Genomic DNA, 16,719 nt, shown 5'->3' with positions numbered 1-16,719 from the left:
CAGCTCCTAGCTCTCTAACTCGATATCGATGCCCAGCGAGCGGATTTCCTTCACCAGTACGTTGAAGGACTCCGGCATGCCTGCCTGCATGGTGTGGTCGCCATCCACGATGTTCTTGTACATCTTGGTGCGGCCTTCGACGTCGTCCGACTTGACGGTGAGCATCTCTTGTAGCGTGTACGCCGCGCCGTAGGCTTCCAGAGCCCACACTTCCATCTCACCGAAGCGCTGGCCACCGAACTGCGCTTTACCACCCAGCGGCTGCTGGGTCACCAGCGAGTACGAACCGGTGGAACGGGCGTGCATCTTGTCGTCGACCAGGTGGTTAAGCTTCAGCATGTACATGTAGCCCACGGTCACCGGACGGTCGAAGCTGTCGCCGGTACGTCCGTCGTACAGCGTCATCTGGCCGGACTCGGGAATGTCGGCAAGCTTCAACAGGTGCTTGATCTCGTGCTCCTTGGCACCGTCGAACACCGGCGTTGCCATCGGCACACCGCCCTTGAGGTTCTTCGCCAGCGCGATGACTTCGTCATCAGAAAGCGAATCGATGTCCTCGAGGCGCGTACCCGGGGTGTTGTACACCTGGCCGAGGAAGTCACGAATTTCCGCCAGCTGCTGACCGCGCGCATCGCGCAGCATCGCGTCGATCTTCACGCCAAGCCCGCGTGCCGCCATCCCCAGGTGGGTTTCGAGGATCTGACCCACGTTCATGCGCGACGGTACACCCAAGGGGTTCAGCACCAGATCGACCGGCTCGCCCTTCTCGTCGAACGGCATGTCCTCGATCGGCATGATCGCCGAGATGACACCCTTGTTACCGTGACGGCCGGCCATCTTGTCACCCGGCTGGATGCGACGCTTGACCGCCATGTAGACCTTGACGATCTTGAGCACGCCCGGCGCGAGGTCGTCGCCCTGGGTGAGCTTGCGCTTCTTGTCTTCGAAACGCTCGTCCATCTCTTTACGACGGTTTTCGAGCTGCTCATCCGCCTGGGCGAGCAGTTCGTTGAACGACTCGTCCTGCATGCGCAGCTTGAACCACTGCTGACGCGGAAGCTCTTCCAGGTAGGCCTCGTCGAGCACGTCGCCCTTCTTGAGCTGCGGGCCGCCGTTGACCGCCTGGCCGTCCAGGGTACGCTTGAGACGCTCGAACGTGGCGTCCTCGGCGATCCGGTAGGTCTCCTGAAGATCCTTGCGGACTTCGTCGAGCTGCTCCTGCTCGATGGAGAGCGCGCGGGAGTCCTTCTCGACGCCGTCGCGGGTGAAGACCTGAACGTCGATGACGGTACCCTTCATGCCGGTCGGGGCACGCAGGGAAGTGTCTTTAACGTCGCTTGCCTTCTCACCGAAGATGGCACGCAAGAGCTTCTCTTCCGGCGTCAGCTGGGTTTCACCCTTCGGCGTCACCTTGCCGACCAGAATGTCGCCAGGGCCCACTTCGGCGCCGATGTAGACGACACCCGCCTCGTCCAGCTTGCCAAGCGCCGACTCGCCGACGTTGGGGATGTCCGAGGTGATCTCTTCCGGGCCGAGCTTGGTGTCGCGCGACACACAGGTCAGCTCCTGGATGTGGATCGTGGTGAAACGGTCTTCCTGGACCACCCGCTCGGAAAGCAGGATGGAGTCCTCGAAGTTGTAGCCGTTCCAGGGCATGAACGCGATGCGCATGTTCTGACCGAGTGCCAGATCACCCATGTCGACGGACGGGCCGTCGGCGAGGATGTCGCCGCGGGCGACGTTGTCGCCGGGGCGCACGATCGGGCGCTGGTTCATGCAGGTGTTCTGGTTGGAACGCGTGTACTTGGTCAGGTTGTAGATATCGACCCCGGCTTCACCGCCGATGATCTCGTCTTCATTGACCCGAACCACCACACGACGCGCATCGACGGAATCGATCACACCGCCACGACGCGCCACGGCGCACACGCCGGAATCGCGTGCAACGAAGCGCTCCATGCCGGTACCCACGAGCGGCTTGTCGGCGCGCAGAGTGGGAACGGCCTGACGCTGCATGTTCGCACCCATCAGGGCGCGGTTGGCATCATCGTGCTCGAGGAACGGGATCAGGGCCGCGGCCACCGATACAACCTGACGCGGGGACACATCCATCAGCGTCACTTGCTCAGGACGCATGAAAGTAGTCTCGCCGCGGTGACGCACCTGAACCAGGTCATCACTGAGCTTGTTGGACTCGTCAACCGCCGCCGATGCCTGGGCGATGACGAAATCACCCTCTTCGATCGCCGACAGGTGGACGATATCGTCCGTCACCTGACCCGCGTTCACCTTGCGGTACGGCGTCTCGAGGAAACCGTAGCTGTTGGTGTGGCTGTAGGTGGCCAGCGAGTTGATCAGACCGATGTTCGGACCTTCCGGCGTCTCGATCGGGCACAGACGACCGTAGTGCGTGGCGTGTACGTCACGTACTTCGAAGCCTGCACGCTCACGGGTCAGACCACCCGGGCCGAGTGCAGACACACGACGCTTGTGGGTAACTTCCGAAAGCGGGTTGTTCTGATCCATGAACTGTGACAGCTGGCTTGAACCGAAGAACTCTTTCACCGCCGCCGCGACCGGCTTGGCGTTGATCAGATCCTGCGGCATCAGGCCTTCGCTTTCCGCCATGGACAGACGCTCTTTGACCGCACGCTCGACACGCACCAGGCCCACGCGGAACTGGTTTTCGGCCATCTCGCCGACACAGCGGATACGGCGGTTGCCCAGGTGATCGATATCGTCGACGTCACCAAAGCCGTTACGGATGTTGATCAGCTCGCGCAGTACATCCAGGATGTCCTTGCGATCCAGCACGCCGGAGCCGGTGTCGGAGTCGCGACGCAGGCGGCGGTTGAACTTCATCCGACCGACACCGGAGAGATCGTAGCGATCTTCGGTGAAGAACAGGTTGTGGAACAGCGTCTCGGCGGCTTCCTTGGTGGGCGGCTCGCCGGGGCGCATCATGCGGTAGATCTCGACGAGCGCCTCGAGCTGCGACCCGGTGGTGTCGAGCTTCAGGGTGTCGGAGATGAACGAACCGCAGTCGAGATCGTTGGTGTAGAGCGTCTCGATTTGCGTGATGCCGCCCTGGGCCATGCGCTCGAGCACTTCCGGGGTGATCTCGGTGTTGCAGTTGACGATCAGCTCGCCGGTCTTGGCGTCGATCTGATCCTTGGCCAGGGTCTTGCCGTAGAGGTACTCCATCGGCACTTCCAGACGCTCGAGTCCGGCCTTTTCCAGCTGGCGGATGTGCTTCTGGGTGATACGACGGCCTTCCTCGACGATCAGCTCACCGTTGCCATCCTTGATGTCGAAGGTGGCGGTGTCACCGCGCAGACGCGACGGCACGAGCTCCACGGAGAAGCCGGACTTCTCGATGTGAAACTTGCTGGTCTCGAAGAATTCGTCGAGGATCTCTTCGGTGCTCATGCCAAGCGCACGCATGAGTACCGACGCCGGCAGTTTGCGGCGACGGTCGATACGCACGAACACGTTGTCTTTCGGGTCGAACTCGAAGTCGAGCCAGGAGCCGCGGTAAGGAATCACGCGAGCAGAGTAAAGGAGCTTGCCAGAAGAGTGGCTTTTGCCCTTGTCGTGATCGAAGAACACACCGGGTGAGCGGTGGAGCTGGGAAACGATTACCCGCTCGGTACCGTTGATGACGAAGGTACCGTTCTCGGTCATCAGGGGGATTTCCCCCATGTAGACTTCTTGCTCTTTGATATCTTTAATGGCTTTATTGGAAGAGTCGCGATCATAAATGATCAAGCGAACCTTCACACGCAGCGGTGCCGAGTAGGTGACACCGCGCAGCTGGCACTCTTTTACGTCGAACGCCGGCGTGCCGAAGCGGTAGCTGACATACTCGAGCGCGGCGTTGCCGGAAAAGCTCTCGATCGGAAAGACGGACTTAAACGCCGCATGCAGACCGACCTCGTGACGCTCGTCAGGCGAACGGTCCTGCTGGAGAAAGTCGTAGTAGGAATCAAGCTGGATCGCCAGCAAGTAAGGCACATCCATCACTTGGGGCAGTTTGCCGAAATCCTTGCGGATGCGTTTTTTCTCAGTATATGAGTAAGCCATCTGTATTCCCCAGCTTGTTCACCATGGGTGGCCGATGCGTGGTCATCTGCCCCGCGGGCGTTTCAGACGCAGACAGCAAGCTCCTAAATCGGTAGCTCGCCGTCAAAAATCTTGATAGATAACAGTGTTATCGGACGCTCATTCGGGTATAAGACCCTTTAACGACGATACCAAACACCGGTCTTACTGTGTGGCTGCCCTTATGGCAGCCTTTCTGCATAACACGGCAGCGCGTTTGATGCCAGCTACAACAGAAAAAGGCCGGCAGCGGGAGGGCCCGCCGCCAGCCGTGGAAGCTTACGCCGCGCGTAAAGCCACCGGCACAAGAATTACTTGAGCTCGACGGATGCGCCTGCTTCTTCCAGCTTGGTCTTCGCAGCTTCTGCGTCGTCCTTGGACATGCCTTCTTTCAGCGTGGCCGGTGCGCCGTCGACGGCACCCTTGGCTTCTTTCAGGCCAAGACCGGTGATTTCGCGAACGGCCTTGATGACGTTGACTTTCTTGTCACCAGCAGAGGTCAGAACCAGGTCGAACTCGGTCTGCTCTTCAGCAGCAGCTTCGCCGCCAGCAGCCGGGCCAGCCATAACAGCTGCAGCAGCTGATACGCCGAATTTCTCTTCCATCGCTTCGATCAGCTCGACAACTTCCATTACGGACATGTCGGCTACAGCATTGATGATATCGTCTTTGGACAGTGCCATTGTTTCATTCCTAACTTTGCGGGAGTCTTGCGACTCGGGATTCGTTGCTCGGTTCACGCAGCGCCTTCACGCTGCCAACAGGTGAAGCGGTTTACGCCGCTTCGGCTTCCTGCTTCTGGTCGCGCAGAGCGGCCAGAGTACGAACCAGCTTGCCAGCGGAGGCTTCTTTCATGACCGACATCAACTTGGCGATTGCCTCGTCGTAAGTCGGCAGGGTTGCCAGACGGTCGATGTCGGCAGCCGGAATCAGCTCACCTTCGTAGGCCAGCGCTTTTACTTCGAAGTTCTGCTCGGTCTTGGCGAACTCCTTGAACAAACGAGCGGCAGCGCCCGGATGATCGGTGGAGAAGGCCAACAGAGTCGGGCCAACGAAGCTCTCGGTCAGGCACTCCCACTGAGTGCCCTCGAGGGCGCGGCGTGCCAGCGTGTTGCGGACAACACGGATCTGGACGCCATTCTCGCGCGCTTGCTTGCGCAGGTCGGTCATTTTGCCGACCGTCACGCCGCGAGAATCGGCAACTACGACGGAGAGTGCGTCCTTGGCCGCTTCACTCACCTCGGCAACAATCGCTTTCTTGCCTTCAAGTGCTAGTGGCACAGTGATCACTCCTTCGTGCCGGACCTTCAAGGCCCGGTGGTTACCATCTCTTCCGGAGCCAACCGCTCCCCGAAAGCCGTAGGGATGGTGCTCACCAGACAAGCGCTGCTTAAAAGCATCAACCAACTGGCGGCCACACCATCTGCGCAGGCGCTTTGAGCGATTAAGCCATCGAGGCGTTGCCCCGTGTGGCACCTGCGGTCTTTGACGGCGCCCCACGCGTGCGTGGGGGACCGCAAAGTTCTTGCCTTACTTCTGTCAGGCGCGCCGGGCAGTGCCCGGCGCGCCTTCCATCGAACTCCGACGACGCTTAGACGTAGGCAGAGTGGTCGATGGTGATACCCGGGCCCATGGTAGTGGACAGGGTCATTTTCTTGAAGTAGATACCCTTGGACGTGCTCGGCTTGAGACGCTTGAGGTCGGCGACCAGCGCTTCCAGGTTGCCGGCAACGGCGCTCGCTTCAAAATCGATCTTACCCAGCGTGGTGTGGATAATACCGTTTTTGTCGGTACGGAAGCGTACCTGACCGGCCTTGGCGTTCTTCACCGCGGTGGCGACGTCCGGGGTCACGGTGCCGACTTTCGGGTTCGGCATCAGACCGCGCGGACCGAGGATCTGACCCAGCTGGCCCACGACGCGCATGGCGTCCGGCGAGGCGATGACGACGTCAAAGTCCATCACGCCCTTTTTGACCTGCTCGGCCAGCTCGTCCATGCCCACGATGTCGGCGCCGGCTTCTTTAGCGGCATCGGCGTTGGCACCCTGGGTGAAAACGGCAACGCGTACGTCCTTGCCAGTACCGTTGGGCATGACGGTGGCGCCACGAACGACCTGGTCGGATTTACGCGGATCAACGCCCAGGTTGATCGCCACGTCCACGGACTCCTTGAACTTCACGGTGGAGAGCTCGGAGAGCAGGTTGACCGCTTCTTCCAGAGAGTACGCTTTCTTGGTGTCTACTTTGGCACGAATGTTCTGCGCGCGCTTGGACAGTTTAGCCATGATCAGAGACCCTCCACGTTTAGGCCCATGCTACGAGCGCTACCAGCGATCGTGCGTACGGCGGCGTCAAGATCGGCAGCCGTCATGTCCGGCTCTTTGGTGCGGGCGATCTCTTCGAGCTGTTCGCGGGTCACGGTACCGACCTTCTGCTTGTTCGGTACGCCAGAACCGGACTTGATGCCAGCGGCTTTTTTCAGCAGCACGGCGGCAGGCGCGGTTTTGGTGACGAACGTGAAGCTACGATCGGAATAAACGGTGATCACGACCGGCGTCGGCAGGCCCGGCTCGATGTCCTGAGTCGCGGCGTTGAACGCTTTACAGAACTCCATGATGTTGACGCCGTGCTGACCCAGTGCAGGGCCCACGGGCGGACTCGGATTGGCTTTACCTGCAGCGACCTGCAGTTTGATATAAGCCTGTACTTTCTTGGCCATGGTGATTACTCCAGTTGGGTGATAACGCCTGACGGCTCCCCGGTGTACGCAAAACGGCCAAAGCCGTTTTACATGAAAATCGTTTTATCGCGCGGCCTTTACGACCGGCCTCTTCCACCCTGCTATTTCTTGCTCGGTTATCTCGACCGGGTCTTTTAGAGCGAGCCTTATCTGGCTAGTCCTTCTCGACCTGGGAGAACTCGAGCTCCACGGGCGTGGCGCGACCGAAGATCAGCACGCTGACCTGCAGGCGGCTCTTTTCGTAGTTCACTTCTTCGACGACGCCGTTGAAGTCGGCGAACGGCCCGTCGGTAACGCGAACCGACTGACCCGGCTCGAACATGGTCTTCGGCCGCGGCTTGTCGGTGCCATCCTTGACGCGATGCAGGATAGCGTCCGCCTCGCGAGGGGTAATCGGCGCCGGCTTCTCCTTGGTGCCACCGATGAAGCCCATCACGCGAGGCGTCTCGTTGACCAGATGCCAAGTTTCGTCGACCATTTCCATCTCGACCAGCACGTAGCCCGGATAGAACTTGCGCTCACTCTTGCGGCGCTTGCCGTCGCGCATTTCGACCACTTCTTCCGTTGGCACCAAAATTTCGCCGAAGCGGTCTTCCATGCCGTACATCTTCACCCGCTCGATGAGCGAGCGCATCACGTGCTTTTCAAAGCCGGAATAGGCGTGGACGACATACCAACGTTTGGACATGAAAACTCCTAACCAATGACGCCGGACATTGCCCAGCCAAGAAGCGTGTCGATCAACCAGAGCATCAGACCGACGACCATGACGGCTACCAGCACGATGGCAGTGGTCTGAATGGTTTCGGCGCGCGTGGGCCAAACGACCCGCTGAATCTCTTTCTTGGCGCTAACCGCAAGCTCGACCAGTGCGCGACCCTTGGTCGTGGTCAGCGCAATGAGGCCGGCGCCGGCGCACAAAAGCACGACACCCAGCACTCGGTAGAGCAAGGCGACATCGGCAAAATACGTGTTACCCACAACGGCAACGACAAGCAGCGCCGCGACGGCTACCCACTTGAGGCCATCGTGACGTGATTGTTGCACCTCGGCGCCAGGTTTTACGGAACTAGGCTTCATGAAAACGAGACTCCTCAGGGTGCAGCAAGCGACTTGGAATTCTTGAAAAAGACATACCAACCTGGGGAAGGTTGGCAGGCCAGGAGGGACTCGAACCCCCAACCTGCGGTTTTGGAGACCGCTGCTCTGCCAATTGAGCCACTGGCCTGTATCATCGTGTGCAGTTGCACACCTGCGCTACAGCGGGCAGCATGATAGCGAAGAACCGCCACCGTGACAACCCCAAACGTCGTCTACCGCATCGCGCGGCGACAAGACAAAAAAAGCGAGCAATGCCCGCTTTTTCGAAATATGGAGCTCATGGACGGAATTGAACCGTCGACCTCACCCTTACCAAGGGTGTGCTCTACCCCTGAGCTACATGAGCTTAACTTGCACTACAACCAACAGCGCTTGACTGGAGCGGGCGGCGGGAATCGAACCCGCACCATCAGCTTGGAAGGCTGAGGTTCTACCATTGAACTACGCCCGCTTGATCAAACATGAATCAAAAACCGGCAAGTTCAACCGAAAAATACGCCTTGCGGCTTTCAACTCCAGCAGCAAAATCAACGCTGCCGTAAAACTGGTGGAGAGGGAAGGATTCGAACCTTCGAAGCTTTCGCGGCAGATTTACAGTCTGCTCCCTTTGGCCACTCGGGAACCTCTCCAGCTGTGGCGGCACATTATGCCAGCCTCCAAAACAGTGTCAAGCCAGATAGCTACTTAATTTATCAAAGCTTTTGACTCAGCGTACGCCGCTTTCACGGGCCGCACTGCCTTGGAACGCGCTGCATTCTGTCAAAGCAGCATGGAAAAAGCAAGCGCCGCGCGAATTTTTTCCAACGCCACCGGCTCGGGCACCCTTGGCGCCCCGGCCATGCGGCCAGCGCGCTCGGCAAAGGTGAGCGGAAAACTCGCCTCCAGCCCGCCATACACCATGTCCGGCCACACCGCGTGAGGCACACGCACCCCGCGGGAGATCACCCGCGCATCGCCGCCGGTCAGAAGCATGGGCAGCGTGACGCCCTGCTGGTCACACACCTCGCTATACACCCGGTTGATCGCGCTGACCGCCGCCATATAAATGCCGTGGTTGACCGCATCCACCGTGCGCCGGCCAGGCTCCAGCAGCGCCTCGGCTTCGCTGTCCGGGTCGATCGCCACGTTGCGCGTGCCAAGCTGCAGGCTCTCTTTCATCAACCTGAGCCCGGGGATGATAAAGCCGCCCAGATGCATCCCTCCGGGGAGCACGAAATCCACGGTGATGGCGCTGCCGCAGTCCACCGCGCAGCAGCCGCCGGCGAGCTGGTAGCCCGCCAGCGCCCCCATCCAGCGATCCACCCCGAGCTTGCCCGGCTCGTCGTAGCCGTTGATCACCCCAAGCGACTCGGGCAGCGATTTGGCGACGAAGACGTGGCGCACCTGGCGACGCAAAAGCTTGACCGTGTCGTCGAGCACTGCGGCGCGGGCGACGCTTGAAATACGCACCGCCTCGACCACGTCGAGATCCGGAATATCCGCGCCGGGGCGCCACTCCTCGCGCGTCCATACGGCCCCGCGCGAGCGAATCTCGCTGCTATTGGCATCCTTAAGGCGCCACTTGGAGAGCGTGTTACCAATATCCAGATCCAGAATCATAGGCGCCTACGCACGCTGATCTCACCGCCGGACAAACGCCGCGTCTGGCCGCTTTCATTCACCCAGAGATTGCCGCTGTCGTCGACATCGCCGGCGACCGCCTCGCTTTCTCGGGCGCCCTGGATGACGCGCACGCCAAGCCCCTTGTAGGCATGGCGCGCGTTCCACTCGTCGCGCCAGATGCCAAAGCCGTGCTCCTCGAAGCCAGCAAGCATGGCCAGAAGCCCTGCGATGACCTCGGCGGCGAGCTGATTGCGTGAAAGCGTCGGCACCTCGTCGAAAAGCGCAGCCACCGGCTGGTCGATCGTCTCGCGCAGGCTTTGGGGCAAAAAGAGGTTCATGCCCATGCCGATCACGGCCTCGCAGGGGCCGGCGGCGTCGCCGGTCACCTCGATCAGGATACCGGCGAGCTTACCGAGCTCGCCGCCCTTGTCGGGAAGCAGCACGTCGTTGGGCCATTTGAGTTTGGGCGTTACCCCGTGGCGCTCGAGCACCTGAGCCACCACCACGCCCACCGCCAGGCTCAGCCCTTCAAGCGAGGCCACCCCGGCCTCGAAGCGCCAGCCAAGCGAGAGCATCAGACTCTGCCCCCAGGGCGTGGACCATACCCGCCCGCGCCGCCCACGCCCGGCGGTTTGCAGCTCGACCAGGCACACCTCGCCGTGGCCGGCACCCTGATCGAAGCGCGCGCGCAGATACTCGTTGCTCGAGGCAAGCTGGTCCTCGACGAACAGGCGCGCCAGCAGATGGCGCGCCTCGGCGGGAAGCTCCGATACCACCCGCTTGCCGTCCAGCGGCTCCAGCGGCTGGGCCAGGCGGTACCCGCGGCCTTTCACTGCGACCAGCTCTACCCCCATGGCGTCGAGCTTCTTGAGCTGTTTCCATACCGCGGCGCGGGAAACGCCCAGCGCCTGGCCGAGCGCCTCACCGGAATGGACGTCGCCATCGCTTAACAAACGCATCAGGTTACCGATGGTCATGTCCTTGCCCTGGTTGGGAAAACGCCTATCTTACCGGATGCGCCCAGGCAGCGAAAACTGCCGCCATTGGGTTATTGACTTGCCTCTTTATTTAAGACAGCGCTGGTAGTCGCCCCACCCCAGACCCTATAATGCCGCCCTATTTTTCCAGCAGGATCGCGTCGTGATCGAGAATCTTCGTAACATTGCCATTATCGCCCACGTTGACCACGGTAAGACTACCCTGGTCGACAAGCTGTTGAGTCAATCCGGTACGCTTGATCGTAAGGCCGAAGGCCAGGAGCGTATCATGGATTCGAACGACCAGGAGAAGGAGCGCGGTATCACCATCCTGGCCAAGAACACCGCTATCAAGTGGCAGGATGACAAGGGTACGGACTACCACATCAACATCGTCGACACCCCCGGGCACGCCGACTTCGGTGGCGAAGTCGAGCGCGTCATGTCGATGGTGGACTCGGTCCTGCTGCTGGTCGACGCCGTCGACGGCCCGATGCCGCAAACCCGCTTCGTGACCCAGAAGGCCTTCGCCCAGGGCCTGAAGCCGATCGTCGTGGTCAACAAGATCGACCGCCCCGGCGCGCGCCCGGACTGGGTCATCGACCAGATCTTCGATCTGTTCGACAACCTCGGCGCCTCGGACGAGCAGCTCGACTTCCCGATCATCTACTGCTCGGCGCTCAACGGCATCGCCGGCATGGAGCCGGACGCGCTCGAAGAGAGCATGGACCCGATGTTCAAGTCGATCGTCAACATCGTCGAGCCGCCCAAGGTCGAAATCGACGGTCCGTTCCAGATGCAGATCTCCGCGCTCGACTACAACAGCTACGTTGGCGTCATCGGTCTTGGCCGCATCAAGCGCGGTAGCGTCAAGCCCGGCCAGCAGATCAGCGTGATCACCAAGGAAGGCAATACCCGTAAGGGCAAGATCGGCCAGGTGATGACCCACATGGGTCTTGAGCGCGTGCAGACCGACGAAGCCACCGCCGGCGACATCGTCTGCATCACCGGTATCGAAAATCTGGCGATCTCCGATACGCTGTGCGACCAGAACGCTGTCGAAGCGCTGCCGCCGCTGACCGTCGACGAGCCGACCGTCTCCATGACCTTCCAGGTCAACGACTCGCCGTTTGCCGGTAAGGACGGCAAGTACGTTACCAGCCGCAACATTCGTGACCGCCTCGAGCAGGAGCTGATCCACAACGTGGCGCTGCGCGTCGAGCAGGGCGAAACCCCGGAGAAGTTCAAGGTCTCCGGTCGTGGCGAGCTGCACCTGTCGGTACTGATCGAGTCCATGCGCCGTGAAGGCTTCGAGCTGGCCGTTGGCCGCCCCGAGGTCATCATCAAGGAGATCGACGGCGAGAAGCAGGAGCCCTACGAAGAAGTCATCATCGACTGCGAAGAGCAGCATCAGGGCGCGATCATGGAAGAGCTCGGCTACCGCAAGGGCGAGCTCTCCAACATGAACCCGGACGGCAAGGGCCGTGTGCGCCTGGACTTCATCATCCCGGCGCGTGGCCTGATCGGCTTCCGCGGTCAGTTTTTGACCCTGACCTCCGGCACCGGCATCCTGACCAGCCGCTTCGATCACTACGGTCCGCTCAAGCCTGACGCGTCCATCGAGCGTCGCAACGGCGTGCTGGTCTCCATGGTCGGCGGCAAGGCGCTTTCTTATGCGCTTTACACCCTGCAGGAGCGCGGCAAGCTGATCATCGATCACGCCACCGAAGTTTACGAAGGCATGCTGATCGGTATCAACAACCGTGCCAACGACATGGTCGTGAACCCGACCAAGGGTAAGAAGCTCGACAACATGCGCTCTACCGGTAACGATGAAAACATCGTGCTGACGCCGCCGATCAAGTTCACCTTGGAGCAGGCGATCGAGTTCCTCGACTCCGACGAACTGGTGGAAGTGACCCCGTCGCACATCCGCCTGCGCAAGAAGCACCTGACCGAAAACGAGCGTAAGCGCGCCGGCAAGAAATAAGCCCGCCGCTCGTCTGAAAAGCCCGCCACCGCGCGGGCTTTTTTGTGCCCGGCGTTTGGGCTCGCGCGCATTTAACGTCCTGATTAACGCAGCCTAAACGCAAGGGGGCTGGAAAGCGGACCCGTTCTGTCGCAAAGTAGGATGCGAACCGCGCCCAAGAACGCGGCTATCCTACAATTCATACAGGTGTTTGGATCGCGATCCGAGCCGACACCCACAGGGACGCTCCCGCACACAAGCCGTGTCGCCGCGCCGGCGCCGCCCTTTCAAGGGCCAGGCAATGGCCGGGCAGCTGCCTTCCCTGGCAAGAGGACACCATGACCCCGATTATCGAAGTACAACACGTCAACAAGGCCTTCGGCGGGCTACACGTCATCAACGACTGCTCGATCAAGGTCGAAAAAGGCTCCATCACCGGCATGATCGGCCCCAACGGGGCGGGCAAATCGACGCTTTTCAACCTGATCGCGGGCTCTCTCGTCCCGGACAGTGGCCGTATCCTGCTCGACGGCGAAGAGATCACCCCGCTTCCCGCCGACGCCCGCTTTCACAAGGGATTACTGCGCACCTTCCAGATCGCCCACGAGTTCAGCCAGATGAGCGCGCTGGAGAACCTGATGATGGTGCCGCCGCGCCAGGCCGGCGAGCGTTTGTTCAACACCTGGTTCAAGCCGGGGCTGGTGCGCCACGAGGAGGACGAGGTGCGCCGCCGGGCGCTGGAGGTGATCGAGTTTGTGGGCCTGCATCACGTGAGAAACGAGCTGGCGGGCAACCTTTCCGGCGGGCAGAAAAAGCTTCTCGAGCTTGGCCGCACCATGATGACCGACGCGAAAGTGGTGCTGCTCGACGAGATCGCCGCCGGGGTCAACCGCACGCTCCTGGGCGATCTGATGGGCAACATCGAGCGGCTCAACCGCGAAATGGGCTACACCTTTCTGGTCATCGAGCACGACATGGAGATGATCAGCCGGCTGTGCGACCCGGTCATCGTGATGGCCCAGGGCAGCGTCATGGTCGAGGGTTCGATCGAGGCGATCCAGCAAAATCCCGAAGTGATCGAGGCCTATTTCGGCAGCGATGCCGCTTAGCGCGGTGCCAACAACAACACACTCTTTCGAGACTTTTCGATCATGTCCAACGATGCGTCACCCCCCTCGCCGGCGGCCAGCGCCGCGCCGCTTCTGGACGCGCGCGACGTGCACGGCGGCTACGGCAGTATGAACATCTTGAACGGGGTCGACATGACCCTCTACGCCGATGAGGTCGGCGTGATCGTCGGCCCCAACGGCGCCGGCAAGTCCACCATGTTGAAGGCGGTGTTCGGCCTTTTGAACGTCAACCAGGGCGAGATCCTGCTGGGCGGCGAGCCGATCCAGAACCTGGCGCCGAACCAGCTGGTCAAGCGCGGCATGGGCTTCGTCCCCCAGGAGAAGAACGTCTTCCCGAGCCTCTCGGTGCAGGAGAATCTGGAGATGGGCGCGTATTTGAAGCCGCACAACGTCAAGCGCATGCTCGAGCAGGTCTATGAGTTCTTCCCACCGCTCAAGGACAAGCGCCGCCAACCCGCCGGCGAGCTCTCCGGTGGCCAGCGCCAGATGGTCGCCATGGGCCGCGCGCTGATGGCCGAGCCCACACTCCTGCTGCTCGACGAGCCCACCGCCGGGCTCTCACCGCTCTACATGAACGAGATCTTCGATCGGGTAAAGAAGATCAACGCCGCCGGCGTCGGCATTTTGATGGTCGAGCAGAACGCCAAGCAGGCGCTCGCCATCGCCGACAAGGGCTTCGTGCTGGCCGCCGGCCAGAACCGCTTTACCGATACGGGGGCGGCGCTTTTGGCCGACCCGGATGTCGCCAAGAGCTTTTTGGGCGGCTAGCCCGGGGGAGATACTCGTGAACGAACTGGTCTTTTTCATCAATAACGTCCTGATCGCCGGCAGCGTCACCGGGTCGATCTACGCCATTGGGGCGATCGGCGTGACGCTGATTTTCAGCATCATGCGCTTCGCTCACTTCGCCCACGCCGACATGATGACCTTCGGCGCCTTCATGGTGCTGCTGCTCGCGTCGGCCTTTCCCGCCGCGGGCGCCAGCATCGGCGTGCCCACCGCGCTGATCATGCTGCCGCTGGCCATGGCGCTCACTGCCCTGCTCGCCGTCGGTATCGATAAGGCGTTCTACAAGCCACTGCGCGCTCACGGGGTCAAGCCTATCGTCATGGTCATCGGCTCCCTCGGGGTGACGCTGATGCTGCAGGGATTGATCCGCCTGTTCGCCGGCACCGGCGGCCAGAGCCTGTATGTCGATGACCGTAAGGAGATTTTCCGGCTGGGGCTGCCTTTCGAAGGCGCCCGAGCCCCCATCGTGGTGACCGAACCGCAGCTCTATCTGTTCGTGATCACGGTGGTGGCGGTCGTGGCGCTGGCGGTGTTCTTGAACCGCTCGCGGCTAGGCAAGGCGATGCGCGCCATGTCGGACAACCCGGAGCTCGCTCAGGCCTCGGGCATCAACACCAACACCATCGTTGCCGTGACCTGGGTGATCGCCGGGGGCTTGGCGGCGATTGCCGGCACGCTTTTGTCACTGGATGTGACCTTCAAGCCGGATCTGAGCTTCTTTCTGCTGCTGCCGATCTTCGCCGCCGCCATCGTCGGCGGGGTGGGCCATCCCTACGGGGCGATCGCCGGCGGTTTCGTGGTGGGCTTTGCAGAGACCCTGGCGGTGTTCAATTGGAACGTGCTGCTGCGCCCGTTTCAGGAGCGCCTGCCCGAATGGCTGGAGCTTCCGTCGAATCTCGCCTTCGTGGGCACTGAGTACAAGATCGTGGTGCCGTTTTTCATTCTCGTGGCGATTCTGATCTGGCGCCCCACGGGGCTCTTCAAGGGCAAGGTGATCTAATGAACGATAAAACCTCCTCCTATACGCCCCGCGATGCCACCGTCACGCGGCGCTTCCCGCTGCGCGAGGTGGTGCTGTTCGCCGCGCTTTTGGTCGCGGTGCTCGGCGTCTACGCGCTGATGGGCGCGGCCTACAGTACGCGCATGCTGGTCGAGGCGGCCTGCTACGCCATTCTGGCGCTCGGCCTGACCATTCAGTGGGGCTACGCCGGGCAGTTCAACGCCGGCGTCATGGGCTTCGTGGCCCTTGGCGGCTTTAGCGCCATGCTCTTTAGCGTACCGGTCAACGACGCTTTCTGGGGCACGGAGCTTCCCTTCGAGCTTGGCCGCGTGCTGCTTTACGGCATCGCCGCGGTGCTGGTGGTGGTCGGCGTGAGCCGGCTCGACCGTTTCGGCATGCCGAAACGGCTGCGCACCGTGGTCACCGTGGTGGTGGCGGTAGTGCTTTATCTCACCGTGATCAGCATGCTTCGTGAGGTGACCGGCGAGATTCAGGCCCGCGCCGGCTTCGTCGGCGGTTTCGGCCTGCCGCCCTGGACGGGTTGGATCGTCGGCGGCGCGCTTGCCGGCGGCGTGGGCTACTTCATCGGCCATATTTGTCTCGGGCTTCGAAGCGACTACCTGGCGATCGCCACCCTCGGTATCGCCGAGATCATCAAGGCGTTTTTGAAAAACTCCGACTGGCTGACCCGCGGCACCGCCACGGTCTCGCCGCTGCCCTGGCCGACGCCGGGGCCTGCCGAGCTCGGCTTCACGCTGTCGCGGGCGATCTATCTATCGCTGACCGCGGTGATCATCGCGGCGATCTTCTTTTTGCTCCACCGCGCCTACCACGCCCCCTGGGGACGGATGATTCGCGCCATTCGTGACAACGAAGTCTCCGCGGCGGCCATGGGCAAGGACATCAACAAACGCCGCCTCGAAATCTTCGTGCTGGGCTGCATTCTGATGGGCCTGGGCGGCGGCGTGCTGGGCACCTTCAACAGCCTCTTCGACCCCCAGGGGTATCTGCCGCTGAATCACACCTTTCTGGTGCTGGTAATGGTGATTCTCGGCGGGCCCGGCAACAACCTGGGCACGATCTTCGGCGCCGTAGCGGTGTACATCATCTGGATCATGTCCGAGCCGCTGGCGCTCTACGTCATGGAGCTGGTGACGAGTATCGGCGAAGGTGCGGGCTGGGAGATGCCCAGCAACCTGGACAGCCGCGCGCTGCAGGCCCGCGTACTGGTGATTGGCATGCTGATCACGATCGTGCTGCGCTTCGCCCCCAAGGGGCTGCTGCCGGAGAACATCAAGACCCACGGCTAAG

The 16,719-nt window shown here is 61.4% G+C and carries 14 protein-coding genes and 4 tRNA genes; 5 read left to right on the top strand and 13 right to left on the bottom strand.

Annotated elements, in window-relative coordinates; translation table 11 throughout:
- Positions 1–6: 6 nt before the first annotated feature.
- The 13 genes from rpoB to OCT39_RS00750 all read right to left on the bottom strand — a co-directional run bounded on the left by rpoB (position 7) and on the right by OCT39_RS00750 (position 10,520).
- Positions 7–4,083, bottom strand: coding sequence for a DNA-directed RNA polymerase subunit beta (gene rpoB / locus OCT39_RS00810; protein WP_263585835.1), 4,077 nt, complete (start codon positions 4,081–4,083; stop codon positions 7–9).
- Positions 4,084–4,412: 329 nt separating this feature from the next.
- On the bottom strand, positions 4,413–4,784 hold the full coding sequence (rplL, locus tag OCT39_RS00805) for a 50S ribosomal protein L7/L12 (RefSeq protein ID WP_263585834.1): 372 nt from the start codon (positions 4,782–4,784) through the stop codon (positions 4,413–4,415).
- Between the two features lie 91 nt (positions 4,785–4,875).
- On the bottom strand, positions 4,876–5,382 hold the full coding sequence (rplJ, locus tag OCT39_RS00800; protein ID WP_263585833.1) for a 50S ribosomal protein L10: 507 nt from the start codon (positions 5,380–5,382) through the stop codon (positions 4,876–4,878).
- A 310-nt stretch (positions 5,383–5,692) separates the two neighbouring features.
- Positions 5,693–6,385 (bottom strand): 50S ribosomal protein L1, encoded by a 693-nt coding sequence (gene rplA, locus OCT39_RS00795; RefSeq protein WP_252105851.1) that lies wholly within the window; start codon positions 6,383–6,385, stop codon positions 5,693–5,695.
- 2 nt (positions 6,386–6,387) lie between these two features.
- Complete coding sequence (rplK, locus tag OCT39_RS00790; protein ID WP_263585832.1) at positions 6,388–6,819, bottom strand: 50S ribosomal protein L11; 432 nt, start codon at positions 6,817–6,819, stop codon at positions 6,388–6,390.
- Positions 6,820–6,994: 175 nt separating this feature from the next.
- Complete coding sequence (gene nusG / locus OCT39_RS00785; RefSeq protein WP_263585831.1) at positions 6,995–7,528, bottom strand: transcription termination/antitermination protein NusG; 534 nt, start codon at positions 7,526–7,528, stop codon at positions 6,995–6,997.
- Positions 7,529–7,536: 8 nt separating this feature from the next.
- Entirely contained in the window at positions 7,537–7,920 is a 384-nt protein-coding gene (gene secE / locus OCT39_RS00780; RefSeq protein WP_263585830.1) for a preprotein translocase subunit SecE, read from the bottom strand.
- Positions 7,921–7,992: 72 nt separating this feature from the next.
- Positions 7,993–8,068 (bottom strand) — tRNA-Trp (locus tag OCT39_RS00775).
- Between the two features lie 144 nt (positions 8,069–8,212).
- Positions 8,213–8,287: transfer RNA gene (locus OCT39_RS00770), tRNA-Thr, on the bottom strand.
- Positions 8,288–8,318: 31 nt separating this feature from the next.
- Positions 8,319–8,392, bottom strand: a tRNA-Gly gene (locus tag OCT39_RS00765).
- Positions 8,393–8,486: 94 nt separating this feature from the next.
- Positions 8,487–8,570 (bottom strand) — tRNA-Tyr (locus OCT39_RS00760).
- A 130-nt stretch (positions 8,571–8,700) separates the two neighbouring features.
- Positions 8,701–9,540, bottom strand: a complete 840-nt coding sequence (locus tag OCT39_RS00755) for a type III pantothenate kinase (RefSeq protein ID WP_263585829.1) — start codon at positions 9,538–9,540, stop codon at positions 8,701–8,703.
- Positions 9,537–10,520, bottom strand: coding sequence for a biotin--[acetyl-CoA-carboxylase] ligase (locus tag OCT39_RS00750; RefSeq protein ID WP_263585828.1), 984 nt, complete (start codon positions 10,518–10,520; stop codon positions 9,537–9,539). Before OCT39_RS00750 ends, OCT39_RS00755 begins: the two co-directional genes overlap by 4 nt.
- Before the next feature lie 163 nt (positions 10,521–10,683).
- On the opposite strand from OCT39_RS00750, the gene typA reads away from it, so the two are divergent.
- The 5 genes from typA (at position 10,684) to OCT39_RS00725 (ending at position 16,718) form a co-directional block, all read left to right on the top strand.
- Entirely contained in the window at positions 10,684–12,510 is a 1,827-nt protein-coding gene (typA, locus tag OCT39_RS00745; RefSeq protein ID WP_263585827.1) for a translational GTPase TypA, read from the top strand.
- A gap of 317 nt (positions 12,511–12,827) precedes the next feature.
- Entirely contained in the window at positions 12,828–13,598 is a 771-nt protein-coding gene (locus OCT39_RS00740) for an ABC transporter ATP-binding protein (protein ID WP_263585826.1), read from the top strand.
- Between the two features lie 42 nt (positions 13,599–13,640).
- A complete protein-coding gene (locus tag OCT39_RS00735; protein ID WP_263585825.1) occupies positions 13,641–14,387 on the top strand; it encodes an ABC transporter ATP-binding protein in 747 nt (248 codons plus the stop codon).
- 16 nt (positions 14,388–14,403) lie between these two features.
- The gene (locus OCT39_RS00730) at positions 14,404–15,408 is read left to right on the top strand and encodes a branched-chain amino acid ABC transporter permease (protein ID WP_263585824.1); all 1,005 of its coding nucleotides are present in this window, start codon (positions 14,404–14,406) and stop codon (positions 15,406–15,408) included.
- A complete protein-coding gene (locus OCT39_RS00725) occupies positions 15,408–16,718 on the top strand; it encodes a branched-chain amino acid ABC transporter permease (RefSeq protein WP_263585823.1) in 1,311 nt (436 codons plus the stop codon). Before OCT39_RS00730 ends, OCT39_RS00725 begins: the two co-directional genes overlap by 1 nt.
- The last annotated feature ends 1 nt before the right edge of the window (position 16,719 follow it).

Source organism: Halomonas sp. GD1P12, assembly GCF_025725645.1.
Classification (GTDB): domain Bacteria; phylum Pseudomonadota; class Gammaproteobacteria; order Pseudomonadales; family Halomonadaceae; genus Vreelandella.
This window is presented reverse-complemented; position numbering and strand designations above follow the sequence as displayed.